General features: G+C 62.2%; 25 protein-coding genes and 1 pseudogene. 13 read left to right on the forward strand and 13 right to left on the reverse strand.

The features are described from left to right. The 10 genes from EPO61_03470 to EPO61_03515 form a co-directional block, all read right to left on the reverse strand. A partial coding sequence (locus EPO61_03470; GenBank protein TAJ09788.1) for a TonB-dependent receptor occupies positions 1 to 1047 on the reverse strand: 1047 nt, incomplete at its 3' end. 131 nt (positions 1048 to 1178) lie between these two features. Continuing rightward, a complete protein-coding gene (locus EPO61_03475) occupies positions 1179 to 1514 on the reverse strand; it encodes a hypothetical protein (GenBank protein ID TAJ09789.1) in 336 nt (111 codons plus the stop codon). Beyond that, positions 1511 to 2113: a TlpA family protein disulfide reductase gene (locus EPO61_03480; protein TAJ09790.1), complete on the reverse strand. Its 603-nt coding sequence runs from the start codon at positions 2111 to 2113 to the stop codon at positions 1511 to 1513. The genes EPO61_03475 and EPO61_03480 overlap by 4 nt, the downstream gene beginning before the upstream one ends. 2 nt (positions 2114 to 2115) lie before the next feature. Further along, positions 2116 to 3411 carry an exo-alpha-sialidase gene (locus EPO61_03485; GenBank protein ID TAJ09791.1) on the reverse strand — a complete coding sequence of 432 codons (1296 nt, stop codon included), beginning with the start codon at positions 3409 to 3411 and terminating at the stop codon, positions 2116 to 2118. Positions 3412 to 3439: 28 nt separating this feature from the next. After that, on the reverse strand, positions 3440 to 4429 hold the full coding sequence (locus EPO61_03490) for a TonB family protein (GenBank protein ID TAJ09792.1): 990 nt from the start codon (positions 4427 to 4429) through the stop codon (positions 3440 to 3442). A gap of 55 nt (positions 4430 to 4484) precedes the next feature. Beyond that, positions 4485 to 5591, reverse strand: a complete 1107-nt coding sequence (locus tag EPO61_03495; GenBank protein ID TAJ09793.1) for a hypothetical protein — start codon at positions 5589 to 5591, stop codon at positions 4485 to 4487. Positions 5592 to 5718: 127 nt separating this feature from the next. Next, a complete protein-coding gene (locus EPO61_03500) occupies positions 5719 to 6030 on the reverse strand; it encodes a hypothetical protein (protein ID TAJ09794.1) in 312 nt (103 codons plus the stop codon). 49 nt (positions 6031 to 6079) lie between these two features. Further along, positions 6080 to 6715 carry a TlpA family protein disulfide reductase gene (locus EPO61_03505; GenBank protein ID TAJ09795.1) on the reverse strand — a complete coding sequence of 212 codons (636 nt, stop codon included), beginning with the start codon at positions 6713 to 6715 and terminating at the stop codon, positions 6080 to 6082. A 68-nt stretch (positions 6716 to 6783) separates the two neighbouring features. Then, positions 6784 to 7098 carry a hypothetical protein gene (locus tag EPO61_03510; protein TAJ09796.1) on the reverse strand — a complete coding sequence of 105 codons (315 nt, stop codon included), beginning with the start codon at positions 7096 to 7098 and terminating at the stop codon, positions 6784 to 6786. A 105-nt stretch (positions 7099 to 7203) separates the two neighbouring features. After that, complete coding sequence (locus tag EPO61_03515; protein TAJ09797.1) at positions 7204 to 8007, reverse strand: tetratricopeptide repeat protein; 804 nt, start codon at positions 8005 to 8007, stop codon at positions 7204 to 7206. A gap of 210 nt (positions 8008 to 8217) precedes the next feature. Between EPO61_03515 and secA the strand changes: the two genes are divergently transcribed. The 9 genes and pseudogenes from secA to EPO61_03560 all read left to right on the forward strand — a co-directional run bounded on the left by secA (position 8218) and on the right by EPO61_03560 (position 18970). Continuing rightward, positions 8218 to 10941: a preprotein translocase subunit SecA gene (gene secA / locus EPO61_03520; protein ID TAJ09798.1), complete on the forward strand. Its 2724-nt coding sequence runs from the start codon at positions 8218 to 8220 to the stop codon at positions 10939 to 10941. Between the two features lie 18 nt (positions 10942 to 10959). Beyond that, entirely contained in the window at positions 10960 to 11181 is a 222-nt protein-coding gene (locus tag EPO61_03525) for a type II toxin-antitoxin system HicB family antitoxin (protein TAJ09799.1), read from the forward strand. A 28-nt stretch (positions 11182 to 11209) separates the two neighbouring features. Further along, entirely contained in the window at positions 11210 to 11395 is a 186-nt protein-coding gene (locus tag EPO61_03530) for a type II toxin-antitoxin system HicA family toxin (protein ID TAJ10087.1), read from the forward strand. 12 nt (positions 11396 to 11407) lie between these two features. Further along, a pseudogene (locus tag EPO61_03535) lies at positions 11408 to 11482 on the forward strand (hypothetical protein). 2003 nt (positions 11483 to 13485) lie between these two features. Next, positions 13486 to 14625, forward strand: coding sequence for a hypothetical protein (locus tag EPO61_03540; protein ID TAJ09800.1), 1140 nt, complete (start codon positions 13486 to 13488; stop codon positions 14623 to 14625). Positions 14626 to 14627: 2 nt separating this feature from the next. After that, positions 14628 to 16754 (forward strand): PAS domain S-box protein, encoded by a 2127-nt coding sequence (locus EPO61_03545; protein TAJ09801.1) that lies wholly within the window; start codon positions 14628 to 14630, stop codon positions 16752 to 16754. Positions 16755 to 17083: 329 nt separating this feature from the next. Beyond that, complete coding sequence (locus EPO61_03550) at positions 17084 to 17419, forward strand: hypothetical protein (protein ID TAJ09802.1); 336 nt, start codon at positions 17084 to 17086, stop codon at positions 17417 to 17419. 1 nt (position 17420) lies between these two features. Then, positions 17421 to 18251, forward strand: a complete 831-nt coding sequence (locus EPO61_03555) for a DUF3800 domain-containing protein (GenBank protein TAJ09803.1) — start codon at positions 17421 to 17423, stop codon at positions 18249 to 18251. Between the two features lie 92 nt (positions 18252 to 18343). Continuing rightward, positions 18344 to 18970, forward strand: a complete 627-nt coding sequence (locus EPO61_03560) for a nuclear transport factor 2 family protein (GenBank protein ID TAJ09804.1) — start codon at positions 18344 to 18346, stop codon at positions 18968 to 18970. Between the two features lie 24 nt (positions 18971 to 18994). Here the strand turns inward: EPO61_03560 and EPO61_03565 are convergent, their stop codons facing one another. The 3 genes from EPO61_03565 to EPO61_03575 are packed head-to-tail and all read right to left on the reverse strand — an operon-like array spanning position 18995 to position 20521. Further along, positions 18995 to 19195: a hypothetical protein gene (locus EPO61_03565; GenBank protein ID TAJ09805.1), complete on the reverse strand. Its 201-nt coding sequence runs from the start codon at positions 19193 to 19195 to the stop codon at positions 18995 to 18997. A 26-nt stretch (positions 19196 to 19221) separates the two neighbouring features. Beyond that, entirely contained in the window at positions 19222 to 19764 is a 543-nt protein-coding gene (locus EPO61_03570; GenBank protein TAJ09806.1) for a hypothetical protein, read from the reverse strand. Beyond that, positions 19724 to 20521 (reverse strand): phosphoesterase, encoded by a 798-nt coding sequence (locus EPO61_03575; protein ID TAJ09807.1) that lies wholly within the window; start codon positions 20519 to 20521, stop codon positions 19724 to 19726. The genes EPO61_03570 and EPO61_03575 overlap by 41 nt, the downstream gene beginning before the upstream one ends. Positions 20522 to 20780: 259 nt before the next feature. On the opposite strand from EPO61_03575, the gene EPO61_03580 reads away from it, so the two are divergent. The 4 genes from EPO61_03580 to nuoD all read left to right on the forward strand — a co-directional run bounded on the left by EPO61_03580 (position 20781) and on the right by nuoD (position 24881). Then, positions 20781 to 22073 carry an SAM-dependent methyltransferase gene (locus EPO61_03580; GenBank protein TAJ09808.1) on the forward strand — a complete coding sequence of 431 codons (1293 nt, stop codon included), beginning with the start codon at positions 20781 to 20783 and terminating at the stop codon, positions 22071 to 22073. A 26-nt stretch (positions 22074 to 22099) separates the two neighbouring features. Then, the gene (locus EPO61_03585; GenBank protein TAJ09809.1) at positions 22100 to 22471 is read left to right on the forward strand and encodes an NADH-quinone oxidoreductase subunit A; all 372 of its coding nucleotides are present in this window, start codon (positions 22100 to 22102) and stop codon (positions 22469 to 22471) included. Between the two features lie 98 nt (positions 22472 to 22569). After that, entirely contained in the window at positions 22570 to 23049 is a 480-nt protein-coding gene (locus EPO61_03590) for an NADH-quinone oxidoreductase subunit B (protein ID TAJ09810.1), read from the forward strand. 80 nt (positions 23050 to 23129) lie between these two features. Then, the gene (gene nuoD, locus EPO61_03595) at positions 23130 to 24881 is read left to right on the forward strand and encodes an NADH dehydrogenase (quinone) subunit D (GenBank protein ID TAJ09811.1); all 1752 of its coding nucleotides are present in this window, start codon (positions 23130 to 23132) and stop codon (positions 24879 to 24881) included. Positions 24882 to 24942 lie beyond the last annotated feature (61 nt).

Below are 24942 nucleotides of genomic sequence, written 5' to 3' on the forward strand. Positions count from 1 at the left end.
ATCCAGCGAGTTGGCCGTCTGGGGCGAAATGGCCGTGCCGCCGCCGGCCTGCCGGGAATTCGCCTGGAACTGTCCGACCGTCAATCGGAGGGGCACCCTGGCCCAGACGTCGTTGTTGATTGCCTTGAAATAGAACGTCTGTTTGTCGTCGATGCGGAAACGCATGTTGAGGTTGACGGTAGTGGTCCAGTAGTTGCTGTGCTGGATGTATCCGTCCTCGCCGACGTAACTGCCGAAGTAGGCGATGTCCACGTTGCCGGAGTTTTTCCCGTAGGCCAGCGCGTGCTTGTGAAAGCCGTAGGAGCCGCCCGCGTTCAGCATTTCCAGGCCGTCGATGTCGCTGCCGCGACGCGTCTTGAAGTGGACCATGCCGCCGAGACAGTAATTGTCGTACCGTGAAGAGCAGGCGCCGCGCTCCACTTCCACTCCTTCCATGAACCAGGGATCGTGCAGGTCCAGCCGGGACAGGCCGTCGGACTGGGTCTGCGAGATTCCGTCCTCGTACATCTTGAGGTTGCGGATGCCGAATGTTTGCTTCGCCCCCTGGCCGCGGATGTTGATATTGAAATCGCGCGGACCGTTTCCCTGCCGGACCACCACGCCTGGCAGGGACTCCAAGGATTCCCTGAAATGCCGGGTGGGCTGCTCGGTGGTTTCGCTCCGTTCGGTGGCGGAGATCGTCACGCCCTCCGCCCGCTTCTGCGGCTTCCCGCTGATGATGCTGATGTCCGTCAAATCCAGTTCCGGCGCTACGCCCGGCTCTTCCGGTTCTACCCGGCCTTTGATGATGCTGGTGCCTTCCGGCGTCCGACGATCGCCTTCAGGTGGGACTTGCTGGAGTTGGTCCAGCTCCTCCAAAATCCTTTGCAGCTCTTTTCTCAGATGTTTTTCCCGCTCGGAGGGTTCGGCCGCCGACCCGCTCTGCGCGGTCGGTTCCTGCGCGAGAATCTGCGCCCCTGGGCTCAGGCCCAACAGGAGCAGGGCCAGCGCCAGATTCCGAATACGAGCCGATACGCCGCATCTCTGTCGGATACGATTCCACGACATCACGATACTCCTTCGAAAAGAATAGATGGATGAAACCCATACATGGGCAGGCGCTCCCGTTCCCCGCCACAAGGCGGCAAACGCGGAACCACGTCATGCGTCAACTAAAACGATTCGATTGTGCGATGAGGTCAGCGGGGCGGCGCGCGGGAGCGGAGGGACGATCCGTAGCGGATCACCGGGAGCGACGAGAGAGCAAACAAAAAGAACGTCGCCACAAGTTGCGGCGTCATCTGGGGCGCGGCGGAAATCAAGCCTTGCGTGGGATTGACCTGGCAGGCCCAGGCGCACAGGGTGGAATGGGCGGGGCCGCTGCCCTGATGATGCCGATGGTGTTGGTGCTGGCTCGATTGCGTCGAGGCGGCCGGATCGAAGAGGCAGGTCGAGGCGGCAACTCCTAGGACCAGATAGAGGAGGACCAGCGCGAGCGCCACCGGTCTGGCGCCCTGTTGGACCAGACGGATCACCGGGCGGCCTCCTTGAGACCCTGAAGCAGTGCGACCGCCTCGGGACTATCCCAGGCCCGAGGTCCGACCGCCCGCCCGACCAGCCGGCCGTCCTTGCCGACCAGGAACGTCGTCGGCAAGCCGCGCACCATGAAGGAACCGGACACCTCCTGATCTTCGTCGAAGAGCACCGGCAAGGCCAACCCCAGATGTTTCATGAACGCCCGGATGCCCTCGCGTTGGTGATCGGTGGTCACGGACAAGACCACCACGTCGGCGGGATCGAATTGTTTCCGGAGCCACTCCAGCGAGGGCATTTCGTCCTTGCAGGGCCCACACCAGGTCGCCCAGAAGTTGAGGAGCACGACCTTTCCTTTTAAGTCCACGGAGGCCACCGCACGACCGTCCAGCGTTTCCAGGCTGAAGGCCGGCATGTCACTGCCGGCACCCAGTCGGCTGATCTTCAGCGCCGCCATGGGGTCGGTCATCGTCTCGCCGGCCGACAGCCCTGCGGCGCCGAACGCACAGACCAGCAAGCCCGCCACCAGCCCGAGCCAACGAGCCGTGCCGGCGTGGCCGGAGAATCCGATTACGGGCCTCTGGTTGTTTCGTCTCCGCATCGTCAGTTCAACAGCTGCTGCGTCACCTGCCCATGCGGCAATTGCAGCGTCTGCAGGATCATCTTGTGACCGGTCATCGCATGTTCCAACCAGGCGAAGGCCGCCAAGCCCTGTTCGTTCATCGAGACAGTCGGACTTTGCCCCTTCTTGTCGTTCAGTTTTTGAGGACGGCTGAAGGTCCGGCCGCGATCCAGGGAGTAGCTCATCACCACTTCCCGCCTCACGGGCGACTGCTCCTCCCAGACGGCCACGATGCGGCCCGCTCCATCCACCGCCATCTGAGGGTGATCGGGGAAGGTGCCCTTGGACACGTTCAACGCCCGCTTGGGAGCAAAGGTCCGGCCTTGATCGTCCGACATGGCCACATAGACGGCTGGCGTCTCGTCTTCGCCCTCGGTATACCAAGCGACGTAGAGCCGGCCCTGACGATCCGCTCCGATCGACGCGGGGCGATGCGGACAACCGAGGTAGACCCACCGATCGTTCCCGACGACGACGGGCGGCGAAAAGGTCTGCCCTCCGTCGGTGGACCGAGCCACGACGGTCTCCCGCACGCCCCCCTCCATGATCTTGCGCCAGGCCACGTAGAGCGTCCCGTCCGGTCCGGTCGCCATGGAAGTCCGGCAACAGACGCAGGTATTGTCGTCCAGCTTCAGATTCTTCGTAACGGTGTGTCCCTGGTCGGCAGAGCGGGCGACAAAGGTGCCTGGGTCCTTCTTCCCTTCCCGGCCGTCGATCCAAGCGATGTGCAGCACGCCGTCGTGGCCGAGGTGCAGCGAATCGAAACTGTGGGTCATCACCTGGTTGTCGTCATTGACCAACACCGACGGCAAGAAGGACCGGCCTCCGTCGGCGGATCGGCTCAACCGCAACTCGCTGCTGAAGGGCTTGTCGGGGCTGATTTTCGGATGCGTCAGCGCCCAGGTGATAAAGACTTCATCGCCGTTGACCGCGAGGGCCGGGGCTTCCTGCCGCCCGTACGGCAATTCCTCAGGCCGGTTGACGACGACCGCCGTCCCCAGAGGACCGCCGGCCTGACCGCGAGCATACCGCACCGAGCGGACCTCTTTTCCTTCCTGCTTGTCTTCCTGCATCCAGGCCAGATGGATCGTGCCCCGCGCATCCACCTGCAACGACGGCGCGGTGATGCTTTTGACCTGATGCTCGATCGTCTGTTTGGCTCCCAAGACGATGCCGGCCGGCGCGGAGCCCGGCTCTTCCGCCACGGACCAGGTTGCGCCCGCAGCCAGCAGAAAGCCCAACCCCGCGAATATGCCCCGCATCATCGATGTTTTCATCGCCGGCTCCCGACCATTCCCAGGCTGATTACTGCAGCTTGTAACTGATCGGCACCTGCACGACGACTTCCGGCCGGCCCAGCGGCTGCCTGAGGTGCAGCGGGCAGGCCCGCTTGATGATCTCGATGGCGTCCAAGTCCAGAATTTCATGGCCGGAGCTTTCCGCCACGTCCACTTTGGCCAGATGGCCATCTTCCCGGATTACCGCCCGGACCACCACCCGCCCCTCCAGATGTTTGGCGCGGGCCAGATGGGGATAGCGTTTCAGGTTGGCCACTCGGTCCCACAAGACTTTCCCCAGCCAGCCATAATCGGCTTTCGTCGCACGGCCTGTGCCGGAGGGGGCCGGTGCATGGTGAACGGCAGCCTCTTGAACCGGTGCGGATGACGACTCGGCAGGCTGTTCCTTGGCGGACTCCTGGGCCGCTTGATGCGCAGGAGCAGGCGGCGCCGCTTCGACCGGCGCACTGGACGCCACGCTGGCGACCATCGGAGCCGACGCAATCATCGTGGCCGGCTCGGAAGACGCATGGGATACGGCCGGCTGCGTGCTGATGTGATGAGTCGGGTGCTGAACCAGAGGCTCCACCGGCTTGGCCACCATCGGCATCGGCGAAGGCGCCTCCGGCTTGATCTCGGGCTTGAGTTCCGGTTCCGGCTTTCTTTCGACGACCGGCGGGACCGGTTCCTGGCGCTGGACCACCGGAGTCGGTGTGGGTTGTGGCGTCGGCACGGCCTGGACGATCGTCGTCTGCCGTTCGACCGGTTTCGGCGCCGGAGCCTGCTTGGCCGGTTGCGCCGGCTTCGGCTGGGCGTCGGCTGGCTGGGCGACCTGTCGCGGCGGCGGTTCGACCATCGCGACATTCCACTTGAACGGCTCCGGCTTCGGCGTCAGCGTCAAATCGCCCAACATCAGCACCGTCACGCCCAGCGCCAATCCGTGGATGAGCAGGGACAGGCCCCAGCCCTGGGCATGGTGGAACGAGCCAGAGGCCCGCTGCGTCAGCGCTTCATGCATCGTGTTCGATCTCTGATGTCAGATGGCGTCATGAGCGACTCTCGATCCGAGCCGGTCAGCCTTCAGACGGCTTTTTACCCCAACTATTCGTGTCGAAATACTTGGTGAGTCCAAATGTGTAACTCACGTCCTGGGCCAGGTTGTTGTTGGAGTCACGGGCCACAGGGATCTGCGCAAAGAAGTAGAACGAGGTCGTGTCGTTCGCGCTGATCTGGAACCCCGGTGTATAGGCCAGATATGTCGAACCGGTGTTCGGCACCCGCCGGTCCCGGATGAGCGGGTTGATCACCACCGGTTCGCCTGGGTAATCCGGGGCATCGCTGGGAACGGCAGATCGTGACAGGGATGCGCTCATGTTGTCGTGGGTTAGGTACCGGTAGTTGACCTGCTGGGTCAGCACAAGCCAGGGCACCGTCACGAGATTGAAGCCGGCGTTCAGCGTGTACTCATCCCCGAACTGGTACCCGGCGTTGTTCCGGAACGTATGCCGATAACTGGCAAAAGAAAACTGGTTCAGCCGGTGGGGAATGATCTCATAGGTCTGATACACGGACCCGATCAGCCCGGCCTGCCCCCGTCCGAGCTGCGTGGGGGCCTCCATCACACCGCTCGCGGCGTCCCGTGAGTTGTATTTACCGGTGGGCAGTTCCACACCGATTCCCGTCACCACCATACTCGTGAGCGTAGGCAACACGTTGTACTTGGCGGTGAGTCGGAGATCCCCGATCCCATTGTCGAAGAAATCTATGTTATTCCCGGATCCCCCGTTGGCTTCACCGAGCCCGTCGATATGATGATGGGTCCGGCTCAGATAGGGCAAGGTGACCTCGATCCCGAAGCGATCCGTCACCCCGTAGTTCAAGTCCAGTGTGGCGGTTTGCGTGATCGTGCGCGTCTCTTGGTGATGGTCCAGGATCATCCGGCGCCGGTCCTGGTCAACGGCAGGAATCACACCGGTGGTCCCGCCCGGCAGGGTCATGGGGGTCAGGGAATAAAACACATTCATCGTCAAGAGGCCCTGCTGCGGAATCTGCTGCTGAGCCCCGATGACGATAAAACAGGTCACGCTTCCGCAGGCCGCCTCCGCCTGCGGGGCAACCCAGGTATGGAGTCCGACCGCGACCGCGAACGATACAAACGTATGAATGATGCGACGAATCATGATGGTCCGATCCCTCTCTGCGTCTAATGAAAGGCATGGCACACACCCATCAGAATCGGCGCCTTCAATCGGCGCTTAGCCTCGAAGGGTAACGGCCGAATGCCGACGATTGGCCGGGACAGCTTAGTTAGATGGAGAAGGAAGGAGGACCGCGGGCAACTGACGTCAAGCGAACCGCGCTAAGCGGCTTGTGAGCGACCGGCAGGTCAGCCAGCGCGAGCAGGTCCCGCTCTACCTGGAAATCAAAAGCGACACCTTCAAGACTTTGACCGGCCGCGCACATCCAGGCGCAGATGCCGGTGCCGTGCATGCCGGGCGAATGGTGGCCCGCGTGCTGAACCTCGTGGGCGAACGCGCTGCCGGTGGTTGCGCCGAGGAGAAGCAGGAAACCCAGCGCCAGCACGGCGGCAAAGGCTTTGAATGTATGTCGTGCGCCCATCCCAGTCAGTCAATCCGTAAAAGAATTCGTCAGCGAACCGTGGCGCCGGCTAACGGACCGACGCCGTCTTCATATGAGCGGCCGTCTTTACCCGTTCGACCATCTCCAGAATCTTTGGCTCGGTCAGGAGACCGCCCTTGATGTATTCCTGGACCACGCCCTGCTCGTCGATCAGCACGCTCACAGGGAGACCATAGACCCCGTACATGTTGGCCACGCGGTTGTCCTTGTCCATCAGCACCGGGAACGTGTGGCCGTACGCTTTGACATGTTCAGCAACCTTCTGGGCGTCTTCCAACTCATTCACGGCCAAAACAACAAAGCCCTTGTCCCGCAATTTGTCATAACAGGCTTGCATGGCCGGCATTTCGGTTGTGCAGGGTTTACACCACGTCGCCCAGAAGTTGAGCAACACGACTTTGCCCCGATACTGGCCCAGGCTCTGGGGCTTGCCCTGGAGATCCAGCAGCGTAAAATCCGCCGCCGGCATCCCCGTAACCGGTGGCCGTTCCCCCATACTCCAGGACGGCTCAACGGGGAACACCGCCTGGCCCAGCAGGGCCATCATGAAGCTTGCAACGAGTATCCGCATATACCGCGCCATGGGATTCCTCTCTCGAACGATTCTCCGTGTCGATTTCGCGCACTGCGCCGCTGTCGGCGCCGTCAGGTGAGGGCCACCCATCGCAATGCGACCACACAGCCTTCCGGCTTTGTGGCCCGCCCTACCGAAACCTGACCGAGCAGAGTGGACTACTGGAAGAAGAGGGGAGGAGCGCGGGAGGCGGATGTGTGCTGGATACTCGCTGCGGGAACTGGCGCGGCAGGGATGCCGAGCGTGCCGACGTGGGGGGCCAGGGCCTGCGGGGGGACATTCACGCCATCCAAGGCGCTGCCGGCGGCGCACATCCAAGCGCAGATGCCCTGGCTGTGCATGCCGGCGTTGTGGTGCCCCGCATGCTGAATCTCGTGGGCAAAGGCGCTACCGGTGGTGCCGCCGAGCAACAACAGGAAGCCGACGGCCAACGTCCAGGCAAGAATCCTTATGGACCGTCCTCGGTGCTTCATGGCAACCCTTCACCCGATACGCCCGCAATCATACTCAAGCCGGGGCCTTACGTCAAATATTTAGCCGTTGGGCGTCCTTGCTTCTTTTCCGACACCCCGGCGCCGTCATTTTCCGCCGCCCTGGTTGCGCCCGCCCTGGCTCCCCCCCAACTGATGGACGATGCGCTCGACCCGCTCGTCGGTGCCGCCCAACTCCAGATACCGCCGGTACTGGGCCAGTGCCTTCCCGACATCCTTGCGGTGCAGTTCGAAGAAGATCCCCAGGTTGTAATGGGCCTCGGCCAACGTCGGCTTCAGGGTGATGGCGGCCTCGTACTCCTTCTCCGCCTCGTCCAGCTTGCCCTGGGCCGTATAGATCACGCCGAGATTCATGTGCGCTTCGGCATAGTCCGGATTCAGTCGGAGCACCTCTTTGAATTGCTTGGCCGCCTCTTCCCGCCGCTCCTGGCTCAGGTAGACGAAGCCGAGATTGTAGTGCGCGTCGACCAGGTCCGGCTTGGCCGCGATCGCCATCCGGTAGCCATCCATGGCGTCTTTCAGCCGGTTCTCCTTTTCCGCGAGACGGCCGAGCAGGTACCAACCATCCGCATGGCCCGGGTCGATCTTGGTGAGCCGCTCCAGCAAAGCGCGGGCATCCTTCGCCTTGCCCTGACCGTCGTAAATATGCCCCAGGCTGTACAGCGCGCCGGGATGATTCGGGTTCAACCGCAGGGCTTTCGTCAAGGTCTCGATGGCCGCCGGGTAATTCCCCTCCCTGTAGAGTTTCACCCCCTGTTCGTAGGCTTGCCTGGCCGGATCGGGTTTGACGGGCTCCGCAAAAACCGGTGCGGAGAGGACCAGGAGCAGCCCCCCCAGAAACGCCGCCGACGCCAGGCCCCCTTCACGCCTCTGTATGGTTTCTCGCGTCATATCCGCTCCGCCATCCTGTCGCCGTCCACGCCCTGCCCCCACGAACTATAAGCGGAGCCGTCCGTGAAATCAACGCAGCCCGGCGCCCTGACGCGGACAAGTCGCTGCCAAGGACGAGGCCCTGCGCTTTTGCTGGTGAAACCGGTCACGATTCCTGTATACTGAACAACGTCATTCGAAAATCGTCTTTAGTCTGAACGGGTTACATCTATGATCGTCAAGCTCCTCAACGCGCTCTTCGGCAGCAAGAACGAGCGCGAAATCAAACGCCTCCGGCCGGTGGTGGATCAGATCAACGCGCTGGAAGCAAGCCTCACGCCGCTGTCCGACCAAGCCCTGCGTGAAAAAAGCGAGGAGTTCAAAAAGCGCCTGGCCGATGGGCTGCCCTTGGACGATTTGCTCCCGGAAGCCTTCGCGGTCTGCCGGGAATCCTCCCGCCGCTGCCTCAACATGCGGCACTTCGACGTGCAGTTGCTGGGCGGCATGGTGCTGCACCAGGGCAAGATCTCCGAGATGAAGACCGGCGAGGGCAAGACCCTCGTCGCCACGCTGCCGCTGTATCTCAATGCGCTGGCCGGCAAGGGCGCGCACCTGGTCACCGTCAACGACTACCTGGCCAAGCGCGACGCCCAGTGGATGGCGCCGCTCTACCATTCCCTCGGCCTCTCGGTGGGCGTGATCCAACACGACGCCTCGTTCCTGTTCGACCCGACGTACGACGCGGAGGACAAGCGCCTGCAGCACCTGCGCCCCTGCAGCCGCCCCGAGGCCTACCGGACCGACATCACCTACGGCACCAACAACGAGTTCGGGTTCGACTACCTGCGCGACAACCTGATCGTGAGCGACATCGGCCAGTGCGTGCAGCGCGAGCTGAACTTCGCGATCGTGGACGAGGTGGACAGCATCCTGATCGACGAGGCCCGCACCCCGCTGATCATTTCGGGCCCCACGGACGAAACCACCGACCTCTACTACCGGATCAACGCGATCATTCCGCAGCTCAAGATCGAGCGCGATTACACGATCGAGGAAAAGACCAAGACCGCGGCGCTCACCGACGACGGCAACGCGCGCGTCGAGAAGCTCCTGGGCGTGGACAACCTCTACGACCTGGCGCACCTGGACCTGGTCCACCACGTCGTCAAGGCGCTGCAAGCCTATGCGATCTACAAACGCGACGTGGACTACGTGGTCAAGGACGGCGAAGTCATCATCGTGGACGAGTTCACCGGCCGCCTGATGCCGGGTCGCCGCTGGAGCGACGGTCTGCACCAAGCCGTGGAGGCGAAGGAAGGGGTCAAGATCGCCAACGAGAACCAGACGCTGGCCTCGGTCACCTTCCAGAACTTCTTCCGCATGTACAAGAAACTGGCCGGCATGACCGGCACCGCCGACACGGAAGCCAGCGAGTTCGCCAAGATCTACAACCTCGACGTGAACGTGATCCCCACCAACCGGCAGATGGTGCGCAAGGACTATGCGGACGTCATCTTCCGGACCGAGAAGGAAAAGTTCGACGCGATCGTGGAGGAAATCAAGGACTGTTACGAGCGAGGCCAGCCGGTGCTGGTCGGCACCATCTCGATCGAGAAGTCCGAGCGCCTCGCGGGCCACCTGAAACGGCACGGCATCAAACACAACGTGCTGAACGCCAAGTACCACGAGAAAGAGGCGGAGATCATCGCCCAGGCGGGCCGCAAGCAGGCCGTGACCATCGCCACCAACATGGCGGGCCGCGGCACGGACATCCTGCTGGGCGGCAACCCGGACTTCCTGTTCAAGCGCATCCTCTACGGAGGCGAGGAGCTGACCGAGGAACGGAAGAAACAAATCTTCGACGAGATCAAAGCCGACTGCGAGCAGGACAAGCAGGCGGTGATGGCCGCAGGCGGCCTGCACATCCTGGGCACCGAACGGCACGAGAGCCGCCGCATCGACAACCAACTCCGCGGCCGCGCCGGTCGCCAGGGCGACCAGGGCTCCTCCCGTTTCTATCTTTCGCTGGAAGACGACCTCCTGCGCATCTTCGCCTCCGAGCGCATCTCCAACCTCATGCTCAAGCTCGGCATGGAGGAGGGGGTGCCCATCGAGCACGGGATGGTCACCAAGGCCATCGAGAACGCGCAGAAGAAAGTCGAGGCGCACAACTTCGAGATCCGCAAACAGCTCCTCGAATACGACGACGTGATGAACAAGCAGCGCGAGGTCATCTACCAGCACCGCCGCGCCATCCTCACCGGCGAGAACCTCTCCGAAGAGGTCGCACAGATGATGGCGGAGGTGATCGGCGGGCTGGTGGACGTCTACTGCCCGGCGGAACAGTATCCGGAGGAATGGGACTTCGCCGGCCTCAGCGAAGCGCTGCAAGCCCAGTTCGGCCTGGACCTGTTCAACCAGCAACCGGATGCGGCCGGCAACGGCGATACCCTGGACCTCAAGACCCTGGGCCGCGAAGCCCTGCTCGACGAACTGCGGGAGCGGGCGGAGCGGGCCTACCAGGCCAAGGAACGGTCGCTCGGATCGGACCTGCTCCGCTACCTGGAGAAGATGCTCCTGCTCCAGGTGATCGACCACCATTGGAAAGACCACCTATTGGGCATGGACCAGCTCCGGGACGGCATCGGCCTGCGGGGCTACGGGCAGAAGGACCCGCTGCTGGAATACAAACGCGAAGGCTTCGACATGTTCTCCGGCATGATGGCGCGCATTCAGTCCGATGCGTTGGAGCGGCTGTTCCGCGTCCAGGCGGTCAAGGGCGAAATGCCCGAGCCCCAGGCGCCGCCTCCGCCGCCGCCGGTCCGCCTGACCCTCAACCGGGGCGAGGAGCCCGTGGCGCCCCAGACCGCCCACCGCACCGCCGACAAGGTCGGCCGCAACGACCCCTGCCCCTGCGGCTCCGGCAAGAAATACAAGAAGTGCCACGGGCAGTAACGGACCAGGAGACCCGCCATGTCTAAGAAATTCACGGCGGTGCTCACCAAGGAAGACACGTGGCACGTCGCTCATTGCGTCGAACTGGGCGTGGTGAGCCAGGACAACACGGTTGAAGAAGCCCAAAGTAACCTCAAAGAGGCCGTCGAACTCTACCTGGAGAGCTTTGGGACAGAGGACCTGCCTGAAAGCACGGGTGAAGTGATGTTCTATCCTCTTGAGGTCACGGTCGGTGGCTAAACGGCCGGTCCTCTCCTGAAAGACACTCATCGCAGCGCTCAAGAAGGACGGCTTCGAGGTCGTGAGGCAGAAGGGACGTCATGTGAGTCTTCGAAAGGGAGCCAAGAGAACGGTGGTCCCGCTCCACGATGAGTTGGCACAGGGAACCCTGCTCGGCATTCTGAAACAATGCGACCTTTCAAAGGAAGCCCTGTTGAGCCTGATGAGGCAATAGGCCCGTTGTCGCTGCCCCTGCGGCTCCGGCAAGACATACGAGCGGTTCATACTCTCCTCGTATCCGTCCTGGCCGCCCTCCTCCTGAGCGCGCCTGCCGCGCTGGCGCAGGCGCCAGCCACCGTTCCCCTCTTCAACAACCTCGGCACCCTGCATCATCCGATCACGACCCCGTCCGACCTGGCGCAGCAATACTTCGACCAAGGGCTCCGGCTGGTGTACGGCTTCAACCACGAAGAGGCGATCAACTCGTTCCAGGAAGCGGCGCGCCAGGACCCTCTCGCAGCCATGCCCTACTGGGGCATCGCGCTCGCGCTCGGGCCCAACGTCAACGCCGAGATGGACAAGGTGCAGGCGCGCCGGGCGGTGGAGGCGATCCACAAGGCCAAGGCCAGACTGGCCCAGGCCTCCCCGCAGGAGCGGGCGTACATCGACGCCCTGGCCACACGCTATTCCACGGACAAGAAAACCAAACGGCAGATTCTGGACCAGGCCTATGCCAACGCCATGCGCCAGGTCTCACGTCGCTTCCCGGACGACACGGATGCCGCCGTACTGTTCGCCGAGGCGCTTATGGACCTGAGCCCCTGGAATTACTGGACGCCGGACGGCAAGCCGAAGCCGGGGCTGGAGGAAGTCGTCCCGACGCTGGAGCAGGTCATCGCCCGACATCCGGACCATCCGGGCGCCTGCCACTACTACATCCATGCGGTCGAGGCCTCCGCGCAGCCGGAGCGCGCGCTTCCCTGCGCGCAGCGGCTGCCGAGCCTGATGCCCGGCGCCGGCCACCTGGTCCACATGCCGGCCCACATCTATATGCGACTCGGGCAGTACAAGGCGGCGGTCGAGCGCAACGCCGAAGCCGCGGACGTGGACCAGGCCTACCTGGACCGGCGCCGCCTCACGGGCGACTATCCTCACAGCTACTACTTGCACAACATTCACTTTCTCTGGGCCGCGTTGCTGATGGAAGGCCGGAGCAAGGAGGCCCTGCAAGCGGCCCACCGGCTCATCTCCACGATGCGAGAAGAAGATCCCGACAAGGTCAGCCATCCGGATTTCTTCGCCTCCGTTCCGCTGTTGACCCTCGCGCGATTCGGCCGCTGGGACGAGCTGCTGCGCGAGCCGGCCCCCAAGCCGGAGTGGCGGCTCACCGTCGGCCTCTGGCATTACGCCCGCGCCCTGGCGCTGACCGCCACGGAACGGTTCGGCCAGGCGGAAGCCGAGCAGGCCGAACTCCTCGAGAGCATCAAGCTCCTGTCCAAACAGCGCGGAGCCGAGGCGGAGACGGAGCGGCAGGTGCTCAAGGTGGCCGAGCGGGTGGCGGCGGGAGAGCTGGCGGCCAAGCGCCGGGACTTCGACGAAGCCATCCGGGCGCTCAAAGAAGCAGTCGCGTTGGAAGACGCCCTCCGCTACAGCGAGCCTCCCTACTGGCACGCTCCGGCGCGGCAGAACCTGGGCGCCCTGCTGATGGCCGTCGGACATCCGATCGAGGCGGAAACGGTCTACCGGGAAGATTTGAAACGGAACCCCGAGAACGGCTGGTCGCTCTTCGGTCTGGCCCAAAGCCTGCGCGCGCAAGAGAAGATGGAGGACGCTCGGACGGTGGAGGATCGCTTCCGGCAAGCCTGGGTCCGCGCCGACGTCAAGCTCGCCGAATCACGGTTTTAATCCTGAAGCTCGGCTCGACCGACGAACGGTGCGCGCGCATCGGTGGCCGGTCCGATGCGTAACCATCGGCCTGCCGATGCAAGCCATCCCGCCGGCCCGGCGACACCCGTTTACGGTTCCATCATGGATTCGAATCCTTCTCGCCTCCCGACCAATGAGCCCCGTTCCAAATGCGTATGGGGGAGCGCCCGTTCGGATGCGCACCGGCATCCTGTCGTATTTCATTGATTAATAGAGGCGGCGCTCCTAAGCTCTTGTTCGCAAGGCCCTCTTGCTGCGCCGGTCGCGTCTGCTTGTGGCCTTTCTTATCTCCCGATGCCGGTACCCGTCCGATTCTTCCTGTTTGCCGTTTGGTCTCGAGGGCGTTAGAATCTTACCGGTCGTCTTTGTTGTCCCGATGAGGATGCAGGAGGTGGCGCGATGCATATCGAGCAGACCCGCTGGACGGAGGCCACTGGCTGGGACCCTGAACCGCCGGGCAGGCTCGACACGGCCGCCAACCTCGTATTGCTTTTCGGGAGTCCCGCGCGACTCAAAGAACGGCCCCTCCTCGACACCGTCAAGAAAGCCTATCCCCATGCCCATCTGATGGGGTGTTCCACCTCGGGCGAAATTTGCGGAACCCGGGTGCTGGATGACTCGTTGGTCGTGACGGCGGTGCAGTTTGAACATACCAAGATCGCGGGAACCCGCATCGTCATCGGCGACAACGGGGATAGCGTGCACGTGGGTGAGCGCTTGGCGAAATCCCTCGATCCCACCGAACTGACACATGTGCTCGTGCTCTCCGACGGCTTGAACGTCAACGGCAGCGATCTCGTCCGCGGGCTGACCACACATCTGCCCAGGGGCGTGACCATTACCGGCGGCCTGGCCGGCGACGGAGCGCGGTTCGCCGAGACGCTGACGTTGTTCGACAGCCCGCCGGAGCGGAACGTGGTGAGCGTGCTCGGCCTGTACGGAGCCCGTCTCAAAGTCGGCTACGGCTCGCTGGGCGGCTGGGACCCCTTCGGTCCCGAGCGTCTCATCACGAAATCGGTGGGCAACGTGCTGTACGAGCTCGACGGAAAATCCGCCCTGGAACTCTATAAACAATACTTGGGCGAGCATGCCAACGGGCTCCCGGCCACCGGACTACTGTTCCCGTTGAGCCTCCGGACCAAGGAAGGCGAGGCCGGGGTGGTGCGCACGATTCTCTCGATCAACGAAGTCGAGCAGAGCATGACCTTCGCGGGCGACATGCCCGTCGGCACCTATGCCCGGCTGATGAAGGCGAACTTCGATCGACTGATCGACGGCGCCGTGGGCGCCGCACAGACCAGTTTCGAGGCGATCGGCTCCTCGTCGCCGGACTTGGCCATCTTGATCAGTTGCGTCGGCCGAAAACTCGTGCTGAAGCAACGCATCGAGGAGGAAGTGGAGGGCGTGCGCGACATCCTCGGCGAACGGGCGGTCTTCGCCGGCTTCTATTCCTACGGGGAAATTTCTCCGTTTGCCCCGCGCGAGAAATGCACCCTGCATAACCAGACCATGACCATCACCACATTGACCGAGCCATAGGCATGGCCCAGCACAGCTTACTCAAACGTCAGCTCAAGCGGCTCCTCGGCGATGCGGAGCCCATCCCGAAGCACTGGCAAGCTTTCATTGACGCCGTGGATCAAGCCTATCTCGCCGCCGACGCGGACAGAAAAGTGCTGGAGCGCTCCCTTGACCTGAGTTCCCATGAACTGCTCCAGGCGAATTCGGAGATGCGGGCCGTGGTGCAGGCCTTCCCGGACATTTTCTTCCTGCTGGATACACAAGGCACGATCTTGAGCTACAAGGGCGGCACGAGCACCGACTTCTACCTCTCGCCGGAACAGTTGCTGGGCAAACGCCTGCAGGACGTGCCGTTGGCCAATGCCGGCACCCAATTCGAACACGCGATCCGGGAAGTGCAGGTACGCAACGCCATCGTCAGCGTGGAATATGCCCTGACGGCGCGGAATCGAACGGACTATTACGAGGCCCGCTTGGCCCCCCTGCCGAACCAGCAGATCCTGATGATCGTGAGAAATATCAGCGAACGCAAACAGGCCGAGATCGCGCTGCGCAACGCGCACGGCGAGTTGGAATACCGGGTCGCGGACCGCACCACGGACCTTTTGAGAGCCAACGAAGCGTTGCGGGATCAAATCACCCAACGCAAGCGGGCGGAAGCGGAGCGCGACCGCTTTTTCGCCGTCTCGGTCGACTTGCTTTGCGTCGCAGGGTTTGACGGCTCCTGGAAGCACCTGAACCCCGCGTGGGAGAAGACGCTCGGCTGGACTATTGCGGAACTGCGCGCACGGCCCTATCACGAATTTATCCACCCGGACGATCAGGCCGCGACGATCGCCGCGATGCGGAAGCTCGCGGAAGGCAGCCCGACCATTTCCTTTGAGAACCGCTACCAATGCAAGGACGGCTCGTACCGGTGGTTCCAATGGAACGCGGCTCCGTTTCCGGAACAACGCCTGATCTACGCCACGGCGCGCGACGTCACGGAACACCGGCAACTGGAGGAACAACTGCGCCAAGCGCAGAAGATGGAAGCGATCGGGAAGCTCGCCGGCGGGATCGCCCACGACTTCAACAACATCTTGACGGTCATCACAGGCCACAGCCAGATGCTCCTGGAGACCCTGGACCGCAGCGATCCCCAGCGCGAGCATGTGCAGGAGATTCAGGAGGCAGGAGACCGGGCCACCGCGCTGACCAACCAACTGCTCACGTTCAGCCGTCGACAGGTGGTGCAGCCCAAAGTGCTGGACCTCAATGCGATCGTGGGCCACATCGAAGGCATGCTGCGGCGCCTCATCGGGGAAGACATCCATCTGGCGACGAAACTGATCCAGGAGCCGGCGTTCGTCAAAGTCGATCCCGGACAGATCGAACAAGTCATCGTCAACCTGGCGGTCAATGCGCGCGACGCGATGCCGCAGGGCGGCCGATTGGCCATCGAGACGTCCACGGTCGAACTGGATCAGCCCCCGATCCATGCGCACGGCGTCGCCCAAGCCGGGCCCTACGTGATGCTGACCATCAGCGACACCGGCCAGGGGATGGACGCCACGACCCAAGCGCGGATCTTCGAGCCCTTCTTCACCACCAAAGAGCAAGGCAAAGGCACCGGGCTGGGATTGTCCACCGTGTACGGGATCGTCAGCCAAAGCAGCGGATCCATCGTCGTCCACAGTGAGCCGGGACGCGGCACGACCTTCAAGATCTACCTGCCGCGGATCAGGCAGGAGACCCTGGACATCGCCCCGACGTCGGTCGTGACGCAGCCCCCGCATGGCTCGGAATCCATCCTGCTCGTTGAAGATGAAGAGAAGGTCCGGATGCTGGTGGCGGCGGTACTCCGCAGAAAAGGCTTCACCGTGCAGACGGCACGGGATGGGGCGGAGGCCTTAAAGACCCTTGAAGCCCACACAGGACCGCTGCATCTGCTGCTCACAGATATGGTGATGCCGGGCATGAATGGGCGGGAGTTGGCCGAACAAGTCACCCGTCGGCATCCGACGATCAAAGTCTTGTACATGTCGGGCTACACGGATGACGCGACCGTCCGCCATGGCGCGCTGGACGCCAGCACACCGTTCCTGCAAAAGCCCTTCCCCCCCGACGTGCTCGTGCGCAAGCTGCGCGAGCTGCTGGACGCGTAAGAGAAGGGTGTACCGCGTGGCGCCGTTGCGCCGACGTCAAGCTCACCGAGTCACGGGTTTAGTGAGCGCGGCTGACGAACGGTGCGGGCCTCGTCGGCGGCATGATGCGTTGGAGCCAGACTCCTACTGATACCTTCCTGTTGGCCGAACGCCTTGCCGGATAAACTGAACGGCGTCCGGTACCCGCGCCGCTATCAAACAGGCAATGTTCGCCACGCCTTCTCCTCGACCTGCACCCATTCCAGCCGAGAGGAACACGGTTGACACTCATTTGTTAAAAAAGTAGCTTATCCTCATTCCATCCCAACGCTAACCGAAAGAGGCCCTCCATGCTTCCAGGACTTTATTCCGTCGTGTTTTCAGCGCCAAGCGGAAATGCCGGCATCGGGTTAGTAGTGGCAGACCGTGGGAAGCTTCATGGAGGCGATCTCAGTTACTTATATCGTGGCACTTATGAAACGGAAGGGTCTTCAGTAAAGGCAAGAATTTATGTTTCACACTATCGAGGACAGCCCAATTCGATTCTGGGCCCACTTGGCAGCTTCACCTTAATACTTTCAGGAAATTCGAGCGATACTGGTTTTGTGCTGTCCGGACATGTCGAAGATCGTCCACAACTTATGATCTCGATTACCGCAGAGAGACGAGCACCTCTTATCGAATAACATGGACTTCTTTTTTGCGGATGACTCACGTCAGGCCACACCATCGAGAGCCAGGATGGGTCCTCTTGTTGGCATAGGTGGCATACGCGTTCCTGACGAACAAGTTCCAGTTCTGGAGAAGGCCCTTAACGATATCTGCAAAGACTTTGGCTTCCCTGGGCGAGAGAGTTTCAAATGGTCCCCGGGACGTGAACTATGGATGCGAGACAACCTCAGACACCCTCGAAGAGAAGAATTTTTCTTGACCATACTGGAGCTTGCCAAAACTAGCGGAGTCAAAGCGTTAGTAATAGCTGAAGATACGGGACACCGCCGAGCCACAGCTGGCGCGCCAAATCCCGAAGCCGATGTGACTCGCTTATTTTTAGAACGAGTACATAACGAACTGGTGCGAAGTGATAAGTATGGTGTGGTCGTAGTTGCAAGACCGACAGGAGATCGCTCTGATGAAGACCGTTTCCTCGCAGATTGCCTTGAAACGATTGCTTCCGGAACAGCCTATGTCAAGCCTGACCATATCGCTCTGAATGTACTTTCAGCACATGCGAGAGTCGTACGACTTCTTCAGCTTGCAGACGTGGTTGCTTCTTGTTCTATAGCAGCCCTTGCTGGCGAGAAAAAATATGCCCCGCCTGTATTTGAGGCAATCAAGCTGATACTCGTAAGAGATTCAGAGAGGATTGGCGGCATCGGCTTCAAAGTTCACCCCGACTACATTTACGCCAATATCTACCATTGGCTCCTCGGAGATTCTCATTTTTGGAAGCGCGCATGTGGAATACCAATGCCAATGAAGACTAGGCCTTACGGCACAGACCCGCTTAAGTACTAGAACAAACGGGCTTAGGCTATAGACAAAATCCTCGGCGGAAGTATGGCATACTCGCGTAGCCTTGAGAGACTGTCAGCGAAGGAGGACCGGGCATGAGGCGATCGCTCTACCGCCTGCTTATCATCAGTTCGGTTCCGATTCTTCTACTTTCGGCGGTGAGCTGCAGCGGCACTCATGGGAGGACGGCCACGGCAGACACCAACGACCTCGGATCGGTGTTCGACGCCCATGTGAAGCATGAGTTCGTGGAGCATGACGTGGAGGCGACGATGCGGACGATGGCTCCGCAGCCGGACTTGCTGCACCTCCCCACCCTGGCCGGGGGCAGAGGCGTCGATCAGGTGCGAAGCTTCTACGGAACCTACTTCGTCGGAAAGTGGCCGGCCGACACGAAGGTGGAGCAGGTGTCGCGGACGGTGGGCCGAGAGCAAGTGGTGGACGAACTGCTCGTGAGCTTCACCCACGATATCCGGCTCGATTTCATGCTGCCCGGCATCCCGCCGACCGGCAAACGTGTGGAGATGCCCGTCGTGGTGGTCATGAAATTCGCCGACGGCAAGATCGCCTACGAACACATCTACTGGGACCAGGCTTCGCTGCTCGTACAGGTCGGGCTGTTGGATCCCAAGCTCCTGCCGGCCATCGGCGTGGAACAGGCCAAGGCGCTTCGCGATCCCTCCTTTCCGTTGAACCCGTTCCTGAAGCTGCCCACGCCTTAAAGACTGTGGGCGGAGAGGCGGCAATCACAGATCATCCGGAAACGGAATCGGCCCCGCCCACTGTCCCTTCGCCAGCTTCACTTCCTGAAACCCTCCGTCCGGCCATTGAAAGCAGCCGGACGAATCCACTTCGACGATGAAGGGTTCCATATCGCCCGCTCCGCCTCGGTACCAGTACCAGCCGGCCCCGGTTGGTTTCTCGTCGGTCCATCGCAATCCGGCCATCCTCAATTCCTTCCTTGCTCTCGTTGTCACACCTGACGATCCGGAGCGCCCCCCTCTTCGACCAATTCCTTGAACGTCGCCAGGAAGGTCTTCCCGGTGGGTTTTCCGAAGCGTTGAATGAACCACATCAGCGCCCGGAATACCAGAGGGATGCCGGAGCGGCCCAGCTCGATGGTCTGCACCAGCCTGGTACCGCCGGGGATCGGCGTCAGGTCGTAGACTTCCCGCGCGAAGGCCCCCTTGGGCATCTTGCCGCCCGAGACGCGAACGGCCAGCCTGACCGGCGGCTGGTACTCGTCGATCTCCGCGTCCATTTCATTCGCGTTCCCCCGGAGGACATAGGTGGCGCGATACCGGAAGCCCTTGGCCGGCGCTCCCCAGGTGATGGGCCCCACCCGCTGTACGTTCGGATTCCAGGCCGGCAGATTGTTGGGATCTTCGAGAAACCGCCACACAACTTCCGGCGACCGGCCGACGTCCACTTGATCCCGCAGATTCATCGCCTCAGCCTCTTCAGGCTCCACCCGGCTAAAGAATGTCGAGCAGACACTGCACCTCCGGCGCCCCATATTCGGCCCGGCCGGTCAAGACTTCCAGGTTCGGGAGCAGCCGCGCGCGGCCGGCCCCATGCGCATGGCCGCAGAGAACGGTGAGCTGCCGGTCAGGCCGCTTGGTCATGGCCTCCAACAGAACATCTCCGACCGCCCGGCAGGTGAAGAACGGCGCCCAGTTATCGTCGGCGGTCTTGCCTTCGTGCCAACAGGCCTCGACGAACGGCGGCACATGAGTGAGGAGAATCACCCGCTCATAGGCATCCAGCACCGGGGGCAGCACGGCCCTCAGATGATCCGCCGCTTCATCTCCGAGTCGCTTCAGGCGCGCGAGCAACTCGCTCCGATCCAGGCCGCTCAGCTCGCGGATCAACCGATGGTCGTTGAGCCGGACCGTCGAGTTGGCATAGTCGCCCAGCCGCCCGTCGCCCCAGCCGTCATGGCCGACCAAGCCGGTGGTGTCGGTCAGCTTCACGCAGCCAACGTGCGAGAGATAGGTCAACCGGCTTTCGGCGCGGCAGAGCCCGTCCATGCTCTTGCGGACGGTCGGGATGGACCCCTGGTAGAAATCATGGTTGCCAAGCACGAAGTAGATGGGCCGCTGAATGTCCGCCGCCATGGTCTTGAGGTACCACTCGACCGTATCCGCCTCGGCGATGTCGCCGCCGACCAGGACAATGTCCGGGTTCTCGGCGCGAAGGGCCGCGCAAAAGGCCTGCACCTGCTCGGCGCTCAGAAAGTTCAAGTGTATGTCCGTGACCCAGGCTGCCCGCATCGTCCTGATCTTACTCCTGTCATGATGCCGCAATATGATTTCTGACTACCTTATGATGAACAGGCTCGGCCGTTCGGTCAACCGCGACGAATTTCCGCCCTCTCCCCGATATAGGTCTTTCGGCCTATTTTGACCATGGGCATCTCCGTACTCAAAACTCCTACAAACCACTGGCGTTTCAAGGTCTTTCCCCCTTGACTTGCTCTTGGCCCACCGGCTAATGTAGCACTCCCTTTGGACCTATACGGGGGAGTTTGTCTTGACGCAGCCTGCTGCCATCGGACATCCCGGCCTCGTCGCCGCCATTGCGGAGGATATCCACGCCTCCGGTCCGATCACGTTTGCCCGCTTCATAGAACTGGCCCTCTACCATCCGCAATTCGGCTACTACACCCGTACAACCGACAGGAACAGCGACGAACGGATCGACTCTGATCAAAGCTCCGAAAATCGCGCCGGCCTGGGGCGAACCCGCGAAGACCGCATCGGCCCAGGTCGAGCCTGCGAAGACCGTATCGGATGGAACGGCGACTTCTACACCAGTAGCGACGTTCATCCGGTCATGGCCCAGGCCCTGGCCCGCCAAGTCCAGCAAGTGGACGAGGCGCTCGGCCGGCCCGATCCGGTGACCGTCCTCGAGATGGGCGCAGGCAAGGGCCTGCTGGCCCGCGACTTCCTGACGGCCTGTGAGCGCACGCCCGGCGATTTCTTCCGCCGCCTCCGCTACGTGATCATTGAGCGGAGCCCCGCCATGCGGGCCTCGCAACGGCAGCAATTAACCCGCTGGCTCAACGCCCCCGCAACCGTGTCCTGGCTCGATGACCTGGCCCAACTGGAAACAGGCAGTCTGGTCGGCATCGTGCTCTCCAACGAACTGGTGGATGCCTTTCCCGTGCACCGGATCACGGTCGAACAGGGCCGGCCGAAGGAACTCTTCGTCGGATGGGAGCAGGGCCGGTTTGTCGAGCAGGCACAGCCTCTGGCCAACCAGGACCTGCAACGGTATCTACAGCGTCTCTCGTCCATCGACATCACGCTGGCCGAGGGCTACCGCACGGAAGTCAATCTTGCCGCCGTGGCCTGGATGAAGGACGTGGCGCGGGTGCTGGGACGCGGCCTGGTCCTGACGATCGACTACGGACACACGGCCCAGGACCTCTACGGACCGGACCGGCGCAAGGGCACGCTGCTCTGTTACTACCATCAAATGGCCTCGGACGATCCCTATACGCGCGTCGGCCTGCAGGACATGACGGCCCACGTGGATTTCACGAGCCTGGCCACCGCCGGGGAAGAAGCAGGGCTCGCCACCACCGGCTTCACGAACCAGATGAGCTTTCTGATGGGCCTGGGCGTGGAGCAGATATTGGACGGACTGGAGCCGGGATCGCGGGATTTTCAGGCGATCGTGCATCTGCTCCGCCCGGAGGGGATGGGGCGGACGTTCAAGATTCTGGCGCAGCACAAGGGCGTGGCGCTCCCCGAGCTGGACGGCTTGCGGTTCAAGCCCTTTTTCGGCTCGGCGTTGCGCATGCCCGCGTACGCCAAGTAAGGTTTAACGAACGACTGGAGCACCTGATGGGGGGCGATCTCGTTCCGCTCAATTATCTGCCGATCCTGATCTTCATCGGGGTCGCCCTGGCCTTCGGAGTCGTGTCGCTCCTGGCCGGCTGGGTCGTGCGCCCCAGCAAGCCCTACCGGGCCAAGCTCTCCCCCTACGAGAGCGGCAGCCCTCTGTTCCAAGACGCGCGGGTCCCGTTCCCGATGCGATACTACGTGATCGCGATGCTGTTCGTGATCTTCGACATCGAGATCGTGTTCCTGTTCCCCTGGGCCGTGTCGTTCCGCAAACTGGGGCTGGTAGGGTTGATGGAGATGGTCCTGTTCATCGCCATCCTGGTCGTTGGATTCTGGTACGCCTGGAAGAAGGGGGCGCTGGAGTGGGATTGAGCTGTGAGTCTAGAAGTCGATAAAGTCTGAAAGTTGTAAAGTCCTAGGGCTTCGAGACTTTACGACCTGACAACTTTCCAACTTGAAGGACGAAGAATATGGGCATGTTCGATAGACAGTTGGAAGCGAACGTCATCACCACCAACCTGGATGCCGTCGTGAGCTGGGCGCGCAAGTCGGCGCTCTGGCCCATGACGTTCGGGCTGGCTTGCTGCGCGATCGAGATGATCGCCTCCGTGTCCTCGCGCTACGACCTGGACCGGTTCGGCGCCGGCGTGTTCCGGGCCTCGCCCCGCCAGGCCGACCTCATGATCGTGGCCGGGACGGTGACCCGCAAGATGGCCGAAGTGATCCGGCGCATCTACGACCAGATGCCGGAGCCCCGCTACGTCATCTCGATGGGGTCCTGTGCCACGTCGGGCAACCATTACAACAGCTACAGCGTCGTGCAGGGGGTGGATCAGATCGTCCCCGTGGACGTCTACATTCCCGGCTGCCCGCCGAGGCCCGAGGCGCTGCTGGATGGGTTGCTCAAGCTGCAGGAAAAAATTCAACGGGAAAAGGTCTTTGTGAAGTAACGGTCGTAAAGTCCGAAAGTCTTTCAAGTCCCTTAACTTGATGACTTTATAGACTTGATGACTTTATGACGAATGGCACCATGCATCCACTGCTCGACACGATAAAGAGCCGGTTCCCCGAGGCGGTCCTGGCCGTCCAGGAGGACAAGCAGCGGGGGGACCTCTCCGTCCGCGTGGCCGCCCCGCGCCTGCTGGAGGTCGCCCGGTTTCTGCACGACGACCCGGTCGCGGCCTTCGACCACATTACCGACATCTGCTCGGCCGACTATCCGGACGATCCGGAGCGGTTCGAGGTCATCTACCATTTTCTGTCGCTGCCGCACGGGATCCGGATTCGCGTCAAGACCCGCGTGACCGAAGAGCATCCGGTCGTCCCGTCGGTCACGAGCGTCTGGAAGGGCGCCGACTTCATGGAGCGGGAGGTCTACGACCTCATGGGCATCACGTTCAGCGGCCATCCGGACTTGCGCCGCATCCTGATGCCGGAGGACTACGACGAAGGGCATCCGCTGCGGAAGGACTTCCCCGCCGAGGGCCGGGGTTGGCGCAGCCGGTTCGACTTCCTGCCCCGTCTCGACGAAGCGCCGGTGGCGGAAACCGGGGGAGACATCCCTGAAGCGGAGAAGCGTGCCTTCCGGACCGAGCCGGGCCACTCGTCGGCCCGTCGGACCGAAGAACTCCTCCTGAACATGGGACCGCAGCACCCGGCGACCCACGGCGTGCTGCGGGTCGTGCTGGAACTGGACGGGGAGCGCATCACCAAGGCGACGGCCGACCTGGGCTACCTGCACCGCGGCGTGGAGAAGCTGGCCGAGGGGCTGGCCTATATGCAGATCATCCCCCACACGGACCGGCTGGACTACGTCTGCTCGATGACCAACAACTACGCCTACGTACGGACCGTGGAAAAGCTGCTGGGGCTCAAGATTCCCGAGCGCGCCGAGTACATCCGGACCATCGTGGCCGAAATGCAGCGGATCATCGGGCACCTCTTCTGGCTCGGCACCCAGGCCCTGGACATCGGGGCGATGACGGTGTTCTTCTGGACCTTCCGCGAGCGGGAAGTGCTGTTGGACATGTTCGAAAAGCTCTGCGGCGCCAGGCTGACGCTGAACTATTTCCGCATCGGCGGGGTGGACAGCGACTTTACGCCGGACCTCGTGGAACGGCTGCGCGCCTTCCTGAAGGATTTCCCCGCGCACATCGCGGAGTACGAGACCCTGCTCCAGACGAACCGGATTTGGGTGGGCCGCACGAAGGACGTGGCGGTCATTTCCGCCGAAGACGCGATCAACTTCGGGCTCACCGGCCCGGTGCTCCGCGCGTCGGGCGTGGCCTACGACGTGCGGAAGCTGGAGCCTTACGGAGCCTACGACAAGGTCGAGTGGGAAGTGCCGATCGGCAAAAACGGCGACACCTACGACCGGTACTGGGTGCGGATGGAAGAGCTGCGCCAGAGCTCCCGCATCATCGCCCAATGTCTGGATCTGCTGCCGGAGGGGCCGATCGTGGCCGACGCGCCCAAGATCATCCCCCCGCCCAAGGCCCACGTGATGCGGGACATGGAAAGTTTGATCCACCATTTCATCATCTTCACCCAGGGCTTCAAGCCGCCCAAGGGGGAAACCTATTGCGCGACCGAGGCGCCGAAGGGCGAGTTGGGCTTCTTCATCATCAGCGACGGAAGCCCGAGGCCCTACCGGATGAAAATCCGCGCCCCCTCCTTCGTGCACATGGGCGCCTTCGACCATATGGCGCGAGGCTATTTGATCTCGGACATCATCACGATCTTCGGGACGTACGACATCGTCATGGGGGAGTGCGATCGATAACGATGAAGTATGAATGATGAACGATGAATGGCCGAACAGACCGCTTCCCATTCATCATTCA

It is taken from the genome of Nitrospirota bacterium (assembly GCA_004296885.1).
Classification (GTDB): Bacteria; Nitrospirota; Nitrospiria; order Nitrospirales; family Nitrospiraceae; genus SYGV01.

Coding starts and splice junctions, on each gene's coding strand:
- EPO61_03585 (TAJ09809.1), top strand. CDS start 22,100: ATGGGGGGCGATCTCGTTCCGCTCAATTATCTGCCGATCCTGATCTTC.
- EPO61_03490 (TAJ09792.1), bottom strand. CDS start 4,429: ATGCATGAAGCGCTGACGCAGCGGGCCTCTGGCTCGTTCCACCATGCC.
- EPO61_03480 (TAJ09790.1), bottom strand. CDS start 2,113: ATGCGGAGACGAAACAACCAGAGGCCCGTAATCGGATTCTCCGGCCAC.
- secA (TAJ09798.1), top strand. CDS start 8,218: ATGATCGTCAAGCTCCTCAACGCGCTCTTCGGCAGCAAGAACGAGCGC.
- EPO61_03560 (TAJ09804.1), top strand. CDS start 18,344: ATGAGGCGATCGCTCTACCGCCTGCTTATCATCAGTTCGGTTCCGATT.
- EPO61_03540 (TAJ09800.1), top strand. CDS start 13,486: ATGCATATCGAGCAGACCCGCTGGACGGAGGCCACTGGCTGGGACCCT.
- EPO61_03570 (TAJ09806.1), bottom strand. CDS start 19,764: ATGGGGCGCCGGAGGTGCAGTGTCTGCTCGACATTCTTTAGCCGGGTG.
- EPO61_03575 (TAJ09807.1), bottom strand. CDS start 20,521: ATGCGGGCAGCCTGGGTCACGGACATACACTTGAACTTTCTGAGCGCC.
- EPO61_03565 (TAJ09805.1), bottom strand. CDS start 19,195: ATGGCCGGATTGCGATGGACCGACGAGAAACCAACCGGGGCCGGCTGG.
- EPO61_03505 (TAJ09795.1), bottom strand. CDS start 6,715: ATGGGTGGCCCTCACCTGACGGCGCCGACAGCGGCGCAGTGCGCGAAA.
- EPO61_03525 (TAJ09799.1), top strand. CDS start 10,960: ATGTCTAAGAAATTCACGGCGGTGCTCACCAAGGAAGACACGTGGCAC.
- EPO61_03545 (TAJ09801.1), top strand. CDS start 14,628: ATGGCCCAGCACAGCTTACTCAAACGTCAGCTCAAGCGGCTCCTCGGC.
- EPO61_03495 (TAJ09793.1), bottom strand. CDS start 5,591: ATGATTCGTCGCATCATTCATACGTTTGTATCGTTCGCGGTCGCGGTC.
- EPO61_03555 (TAJ09803.1), top strand. CDS start 17,421: ATGGACTTCTTTTTTGCGGATGACTCACGTCAGGCCACACCATCGAGA.
- EPO61_03590 (TAJ09810.1), top strand. CDS start 22,570: ATGGGCATGTTCGATAGACAGTTGGAAGCGAACGTCATCACCACCAAC.
- EPO61_03515 (TAJ09797.1), bottom strand. CDS start 8,007: ATGACGCGAGAAACCATACAGAGGCGTGAAGGGGGCCTGGCGTCGGCG.
- EPO61_03485 (TAJ09791.1), bottom strand. CDS start 3,411: ATGAAAACATCGATGATGCGGGGCATATTCGCGGGGTTGGGCTTTCTG.
- EPO61_03550 (TAJ09802.1), top strand. CDS start 17,084: ATGCTTCCAGGACTTTATTCCGTCGTGTTTTCAGCGCCAAGCGGAAAT.
- EPO61_03500 (TAJ09794.1), bottom strand. CDS start 6,030: ATGGGCGCACGACATACATTCAAAGCCTTTGCCGCCGTGCTGGCGCTG.
- nuoD (TAJ09811.1), top strand. CDS start 23,130: ATGCATCCACTGCTCGACACGATAAAGAGCCGGTTCCCCGAGGCGGTC.
- EPO61_03510 (TAJ09796.1), bottom strand. CDS start 7,098: ATGAAGCACCGAGGACGGTCCATAAGGATTCTTGCCTGGACGTTGGCC.